Source organism: Streptomyces sp. NRRL F-5630 (genome assembly GCF_000719475.1).
GTDB lineage: Bacteria > Actinomycetota > Actinomycetes > Streptomycetales > Streptomycetaceae > Streptomyces.
Genome location: NZ_JOGO01000043.1, coordinates 47,372 through 54,274 on the forward strand (window position 1 = coordinate 47,372; position 6,903 = coordinate 54,274).

Here is a 6,903-nt window from a genome sequence, read left to right on the forward strand (position 1 = left end):
TAGCCCCGCACCGCCGCCACCGCGCGCGCCTCCTGCCGGAGGCCCGCCGTCACCAGGCGAACGCCTCCGGGGACGGCCCGGGGCCGGGGAAGATCTCGTCGAGGCCGTTCAGGACCTCTTCCGAGAGCTCGACGTCCACGGCGCGCAGCGCCGAGTCGAGCTGCTCCTTCGTACGCGGACCGACGATCGGGCCCGTCACGCCCGGACGGGTGAGGAGCCAGGCGAGGGCGGTGTCGCCGGGCAGCAGCCCGTGCTTGTCGAGCAGTGCCTCGTACCGCTCGATCTGGTCCCGCACGGCCGAGTTCTTCAGCGCGTCGGCGCTGCGACCGCTCGCGCTGCGGCCGCTCGCCGTGCCCTCGCGCTCGCGCTTGAGCGCGCCACCGAGCAGCCCGCCGTGCAGCGGCGACCAGGGAATGACCCCGAGCCCGTACTCGCGCGCGGCCGGGACGACCTCCATCTCGGCGCGGCGCTCGGCCAGGTTGTACAGGCACTGCTCGCTCACGAGGCCGACCATGCCGCGCCGCGAGGCCAGTTCGTTGGCCTGGGCGATCTTGTAGCCGGGGAAGTTCGAGGAACCGGCGTAGAGGATCTTGCCCTGCTGGATCAGGACGTCGATCGCCTGCCAGATCTCCTCGAACGGGGTGTTCCGGTCCACGTGGTGGAACTGGTACAGGTCGATGTGGTCGGTCTGGAGCCGCTTGAGGCTCGCGTCGACCGCGCGGCGGATATTGGCGGCGGAGAGCTTGTGGTGGTTCGGCCAGGGGTCACCGGCGCCCATGTAGCCGTTGACCTTCGTGGCGAGCACGACCTTCTCGCGCCGGCCGCCGCCCTGCGCGAACCAGGTCCCGAGGATCTCCTCGGTCCGGCCCTTGTTCTCGCCCCAGCCGTAGACGTTGGCCGTGTCGAAGAAGTTGACTCCCGCGTCGAGCGCGGCGTCCATGATGGCGTGACTGTCGGCTTCGTTGGTCTGCGGCCCGAAGTTCATCGTCCCCAGGACCAGCCTGCTGACCTCAAGTCCCGTACGTCCGAGTTGCGTGTACCTCATGCCATCCAGCCAACGCCTTGGAGTGGACTCCAGGCAAGTGGTGGAACGGACGCGGTGATGGGGGCGCCGGGGGCGCACGGGTGGAGCGGGGCGCACGGGTGGAGCGGGGCGAACGCGGGGGCTAGCGTTTTCGTATGAGTGACAACTCGCCCCCCAATGCTGACGCGCCCCTCCCCGGCCCGCCCGTCGAGCCCCCGTGGTCGCTCACCGACCCCGCGGCGCTGCTCCCCGCCTACCTGGACTACTACCGCGCCACCGTGCTCGCCAAGCTGGACGGGCTCTCGGAGGCCGAGCTGCGCGGGAGCAGGCTGCCCTCCGGCTGGTCGCCGCTCGAACTGCTCAAGCACCTCGCGTACGTCGAACGTCGTTGGCTGCGCTGGGGCTTCCTCGGCGAGAAGATGGACGAGCCCACGGCCTGGGGCGACAACGACCCGGAATCGGGCCGCTGGCACGTGCGCGCGGACGAGTCCCCGGCGGGGATCAGGGACCTCTTCGCGCGGGAGTGCGCGCACTCGCGGCGGATCGTCGCGGCGGCGGGGCTCCAGGACCGCGCGGCGAGCACGGGCCGCTTCCCGCCCCCGGCCGAGCCGCCCACGCTGTCGTGGATCCTCTTCCACGTCCTCCAGGAGTACGCGCGGCACGCGGGACACCTCGACGTGGTGCGGGAGTTGACGGACGGGCGGGTGGGGGAGTGAGGGCGCGTCGCGTCGGCGGACGGTCTGGCTGAGTGCGCTGTCCGGCCGGTGGCTGCTTCGGGGTGGTGGGGGTGGCGGTGCTCGGCCGGTGGCCGCTTCCGGTCGGTGCGGCCGTGACCGTACGCCCGCGCACGCCGTCAGCCGGGCCGCGACCCGGCGGAGGACGGACGGCAACTGTCCGAGGGCCGGCCGGGGCCTGCCCGTGGTCAGTCCCGGGAGGGACCGTCCGGGGGCAGCGGGGTGTGCCTGATGCCGTGAAGCAGCGCGCGGAAGGACCACGTGAAGCGGGCGTCGGGGGTGCCGGAGAGGAGGCGCGACGAGGCCGCGCGGATGTGCGGGTGACGGGCGGGGTCGGCGCCGTGGACGGCGTGCCGGATCGCCTGCCACTCCTCGTCGGCGACCGGTGAGGCGTCGCGGTCGGTCTGTTCGGCGGCCGTGGCCGTGGCGTGCTGGAGCAGCAGGTCCACGCCCCAGGCGGCCCGGTCGGCCGCGACGCCGCCCTCGGCGAGGAGGGCGAGCATGCGCTCGATGAGGTCGAGGTAGTGCGGGCCGCTGGGGCGGGCGACGAGCGCGGAGCGCGCGAGGCCCGGGTAACGGAAGAGGAGGAGCGTGTACGAGTGGAGCAGGCCGATCAGCCGCCGCTCCCACCCCGCCGCGTCCACCTCGGGAGCGACCTCGGCGGACGCGGGGACCTCCACCTCGCCGAGGAGTTCGTCGAGGATCGCCGCGTGCAGCTCCGTCGTCCCCGCGACGTACACGTAGAGCGAGGCGGGCCCGGTGTCGAGTTCCTTCGCGAGGCGCCGCATCGTGACCTTGTCGAGGCCCTCGGCGGCCATCACCCGGATCGCCGCCGCGACGATGCCGGAGCGGCTCAGCGCCGGTTTCGCGGGGCGGTCGCGGCGGCTGCGCGGGGCGGCGGTACGGGGCGCGGCGGCGCGGCGTGGAGACGCGGGGGCCCGGCCGCCGGGTGGCGCGGGGTCCGTGGTGTCGTCGCCGTCCATGTCCCTCGCTCGCCTCGCCTCGCCGTCACGGCCCGGAGCGGCCCCGGGCCCGTTCACTGTAACGAACGGGTTCGCCGCGCGGACCCGAGGCGGCGGAGCCGCGAGGCCGCCGGGCGGGGCGGTCGGTGGTGGAGCACGATGCGCGTCCTGCGGTGTGCTGGGACGCGGGTCCTCGGGGCGGCTGGACGTGCGCCGCCCGGTACGGGCGGGACGTCAGGCAAGCCGGGCCCGGGGCGCGCTCCCGATCGGGGCCCCTGCGCGTACCGCCCGCCCCCTCGTCCTCGTACCGGCCCGCTCGTCCTCGTGGTGCCGCGCGCCTCGTACCGTCACCGCTCAGTCGTGCCCCGCCCCCGTCCGATCTCGTCCGACCGGCCCGGCCCTCACACCGTCAGCACCATCCGGAAGCGGGCCTCCCCGCGCCGCATCCGGTCGAACGCCTCGTCCGCCTCCGCGAGCGGCCGTTCCTCTGTCCAGGGGCGGATGCCGGTGTCCGCCGCGAAACGGAGCGTGTCCTGCGTGTCGACGGCGATTCCGGAGGCGTGGCCGTAGACGCGGCGGGCCCTGTCCACGAACTGCGCGGCGCTGAGGCCGAGCTGCTCGGGGGCGATGCCGACGATGACGAGTTCGCCCCGGCGGCCGAGCCCCTCGAAGGCGTCGGCCATGGCCTGGGCCTCGGTGACGGTCGCGAGCACGACCTTCGCGCCGCCGAGCGCCCGGAGCTCGGCCGCGACATCCTGCCTCGTGCTGTCGACGTAGTGCGCGGCGCCCAACTCCGCCGCGAAAGGGCCCTTCTCCGCCCCACGGGCGATAGCCACCGTGCGGAAACCCATCTTCGTGGCGAACTGCACGCCGAGGTGCCCGAGCCCGCCGAGCCCCAGGATCGCGACCGTGTCCCCGGCCCGCGCCGCGCTGCGCCGCAAGGCGTTGTAGACGGTGACCCCGGCGCAGGCGAGCGGTGCCGCCTCGACCGCGCTGAGCCCGTCCGGGACGGCGGCGAGCGCGACGGCGGGCACGATCACGGACTCCGCGTACCCGCCCGGATAGGCGACACCGGGGATCTCCGCCTCGGGACAGAGCACTCCGTCCCCGGTACGGCACGCGTCGCAGTGCCCACAGCTCCCGCCGTACCACCCGACGGCGACCCGGTCCCCGACCTCCCAGCCGTCGACCCCCGCGCCGAGCGCGTCGATCCGCCCGGCGATCTCGTGCCCCGTCGTGACAGGGAAGGGGTTGCCCAGCGCGCCGCTCACGACAGCCGTGTCCGAGTGGCACACCCCGCACGCCTCGACGGCGATCCGCACCTGCCCGGGCCCCGGCTCCCCGGTCTCGACCCGCGCCTCGGTGAAGGGCTCGCCGGCCGCCTCCACCCGCATCGCGCGGTGCGTGCGCTGTTCCTGGCTCATCTCGTACGTCCTCGCGTCTCGGCTGCGCTGTCCTCCTCACGCCTACCGTGTCGTCCTCGCGGCCTACCGCCGAAGAGGGCCCCGTCCGCCGACCGGCCCCCCTGCCCGCCCGCCGCTGGGGGAGGTCGCGGCGCGCGCACGCGTTGACCGGGCGCTTCGACCGCGCGCAGGTCTGCACTGCGCGCAGGTCGCGACGGCGTGCCGGTCCCGACGGCGCGCCGGTCTTGAGCGTTCGCCTGTTTTGAACGCTCGCCTGCGGTCAGCGTTCGTTTTGCCCGCCGGATGTGGTCAGCGGTCGCCTTTCACCGGGCGGCTGCCTCAGCGTTCGGCTTCACCGGTCGGGTGGTCGCCGCGCCGTCGCTCCTCACCGTTCGGCCTGGCTCCGCTCCACGCACAGCTCGTTCCCCTCGGGGTCCCGCAGCGTGACCCAGCCACGGCCGTCCGCGAGCCGGTGGTCCTCGTGGAGCGTGGCGCCGAGACCGAGCAGCCTCTCCACCTCCTCGTCACGTGTGCGGTCCTGCGGCTGGAGGTCGACGTGCCAGCGGTTCTTGGTCGTCTTGGGCTCGTCGACGCGTACGAAGAGGAGCCCCGTGTCCGGGGTGCGCACCGAAGCCTCGGGATCGCCGGGGAAGTCGTCCTCGGCGAGCGAGCCGTCGAGGACGGCGGCCCAGAAGGTCGCGAGCGTGTGAGGGTCGGTGCAGTCGACGGTCAGGTGCCTGATGAGAGAAGCCATGGAGGGAGGGGAACACGGCGCGGGACCTACGGCCACCGAATAACGGGGCGCGCGGGGCGCGTTGGTGCGTGGCGCGTGCCGGACAGGGGTCGGTGGGACGACGGCCCGGAGCCCGCGCCGGGAGGTCGGCCAGGGGCGTGCCTTCGTGGGCGGTGAGTTCCCGTTCGTCCGGTGTGTCACTCGATCGGGGGCTTGTGCGTGGCTGGTGGGTTTGGTGGTGCGGCGGCGGGCATGACGTCCGGTGAGAGGGCGGGCGGCGGTCTGGGGGGGGCATGGGGTGAGGTCGAGGGTCTCGGCGCGGGTGGGCGAAAAGGGTTCGCGGGCGCGAGGGGCGGGCCGTAGCCTCGCGCCTCGTGAAGACGGGGGAGTGCGGAGCCGGAGGGGGCGGTCAAGGCGGCGGCGGGGTGGGTGACCTTGCGTGCTCGCAGGTCGGGGTCCTGCCCGTGCCGGGGAGCGCATTCCCGGCGGAGTGCGGGGCGGCGGGCCGGTGTTGCTCCGGTGCGGCGGGGGAGACGCTGGGGCGTATGACAGCTTCGCGCTGCTGGTGGCCGCCGCGTGGACTGTCGTCGCGCTCGACCCGCGCCGGTACTCGTGCGGCGTGCTCGACGGCCGGTCCGCACACGGTCGTGGAGCTGCGGGCGGAGGAGAGGGCGGCGCTCGGCGGCGCGCCTCCTTCGGGGCGGAGACCCGCCGTCGTGATCAGGGAGTGCGTGCGGCGGGGCGCTCGTCCGCCTGGACCCGCTTGCCAGGCACCCGGCCCTCGTGCGCCGCGTCCTCGCTCAGGAGCCCTCAACCTTCGGCCTGTTGACCGTGGCGGTGCCGGTGCCTAGGGGGCACGCGGCGTTCCTCGCGTCGTTGCACGGGACGCTCGTACGGGAGGGGATGGGCGCCGCCGGGGCACGGGTTCGCCGCGAGGGACGAGGATGGGCGGTGACCCGTGGGAGCCCGCGCCGGATCCGGCAGCACGCCTGTCTGCCCACGAACCGCGTTTCCTGGAGCACGAACTGCGCTCCTTCGCCGCTTCGGGGCTGCCTGACGTCGAGGAACTGCGCGGACCGCCGTCGGGGCCGACTCGTGCCCGCCGCCGGGCGCGAGACAGCGGGCGCGCTGTGCGACGGGTCCGCCGTCATGCTCGCGCTTCCCGCCTCGGCCTGGACACCGTCCGCTGCCGGGCGGGCACGGGCGCCGAGTCGCCACAGCGGAAAAACCAGCCTTGTCTATCAGGGAGTTGACCAAGTGAGCGGAACCACCGCCGAGTACGAAGGGGCCCGCTGGGCCGACGACGTGCGGGAGACCGTCGCCCGCGCCATGGCGGCACTCGCGCCCGCCACCAGCGAAGGCGCCCCGTCATGGTCGGTCCCGGCGGGGCCCTTGACGTGGAGTTGCTGGGAGACGGGCGAGCACCTCGCCGACGACCTCTTCGCCTACGCGGCCCAACTGGCCCCCGCTGCCCCACCGGCGGACGACGACGTGCCCTTCCGCTGGGAGAGCACGACACCCGGCGGCCCCGCGAACACGATCCGCGCCGATCCCGCGCACGGTCCTGCCGGGCTCCTGCGCGTGATCGACGCGTGCGGCGGGCTGCTCGCGGCGGTCGTACGGGTCACGCCGCCCGAAGCCCGCGCCCAGCACGTCTTCGGCCGGGCGGACGCGGCCGGGTTCGCCGCGATGGGCATCGTGGAGACCCTCGTGCACACCGATGACCTCGCCCAGGGCCTGGGCCTGGAGTGGAACCCGCCCGAGGCGCAGGTCGCCCGGTCGCTGGACCGCCTCTTCCCCGACGTCCCCCGCGACCTCGCACCCCCGTGGCCCACCCTCCGCTGGGCCACGGGCCGCGCCTCACTGCCCGGCCTGCCGGACCGCGCGAACGGCTGGCGCTGGGACGCGAGACCGGCGGGGGACCGGGGGTAGGGGAGGCCGAAGCGGTCGCGGCGGGCCGGGTCGGGTCGGGGGCGCGGGCACGGAGGCGGGCGGGTCGGGGGCGCGGGCACGGAGGCGGGCGGGTCGGGGGCGGCGAGGTCTGAGG

General features: G+C 74.7%; 6 protein-coding genes. 2 read left to right on the forward strand and 4 right to left on the reverse strand.

Annotated features, from left to right (window positions below):
* Positions 1-49 precede the first annotated feature (49 nt).
* A complete protein-coding gene (locus tag IF99_RS0119930; RefSeq protein ID WP_030997955.1) occupies positions 50-1,045 on the reverse strand; it encodes an aldo/keto reductase in 996 nt (331 codons plus the stop codon).
* A gap of 134 nt (positions 1,046-1,179) precedes the next feature.
* Here IF99_RS0119930 and IF99_RS0119935 point away from each other — a divergent pair, with 134 nt between their 5' ends.
* Complete coding sequence (locus IF99_RS0119935; protein WP_030997956.1) at positions 1,180-1,740, forward strand: DinB family protein; 561 nt, start codon at positions 1,180-1,182, stop codon at positions 1,738-1,740.
* Positions 1,741-1,946: 206 nt separating this feature from the next.
* Here the strand turns inward: IF99_RS0119935 and IF99_RS0119940 are convergent, their stop codons facing one another.
* The 3 genes from IF99_RS0119940 to IF99_RS0119950 all read right to left on the reverse strand — a co-directional run bounded on the left by IF99_RS0119940 (position 1,947) and on the right by IF99_RS0119950 (position 4,877).
* On the reverse strand, positions 1,947-2,741 hold the full coding sequence (locus IF99_RS0119940; RefSeq protein ID WP_030997957.1) for a TetR/AcrR family transcriptional regulator: 795 nt from the start codon (positions 2,739-2,741) through the stop codon (positions 1,947-1,949).
* Between the two features lie 380 nt (positions 2,742-3,121).
* Complete coding sequence (locus IF99_RS0119945) at positions 3,122-4,144, reverse strand: alcohol dehydrogenase catalytic domain-containing protein (protein ID WP_030997958.1); 1,023 nt, start codon at positions 4,142-4,144, stop codon at positions 3,122-3,124.
* A gap of 364 nt (positions 4,145-4,508) precedes the next feature.
* A complete protein-coding gene (locus tag IF99_RS0119950) occupies positions 4,509-4,877 on the reverse strand; it encodes a VOC family protein (RefSeq protein WP_030997959.1) in 369 nt (122 codons plus the stop codon).
* A gap of 1,236 nt (positions 4,878-6,113) precedes the next feature.
* Here IF99_RS0119950 and IF99_RS0119955 point away from each other — a divergent pair.
* Entirely contained in the window at positions 6,114-6,788 is a 675-nt protein-coding gene (locus IF99_RS0119955; RefSeq protein WP_030997960.1) for a hypothetical protein, read from the forward strand.
* The last annotated feature ends 115 nt before the right edge of the window (positions 6,789-6,903 follow it).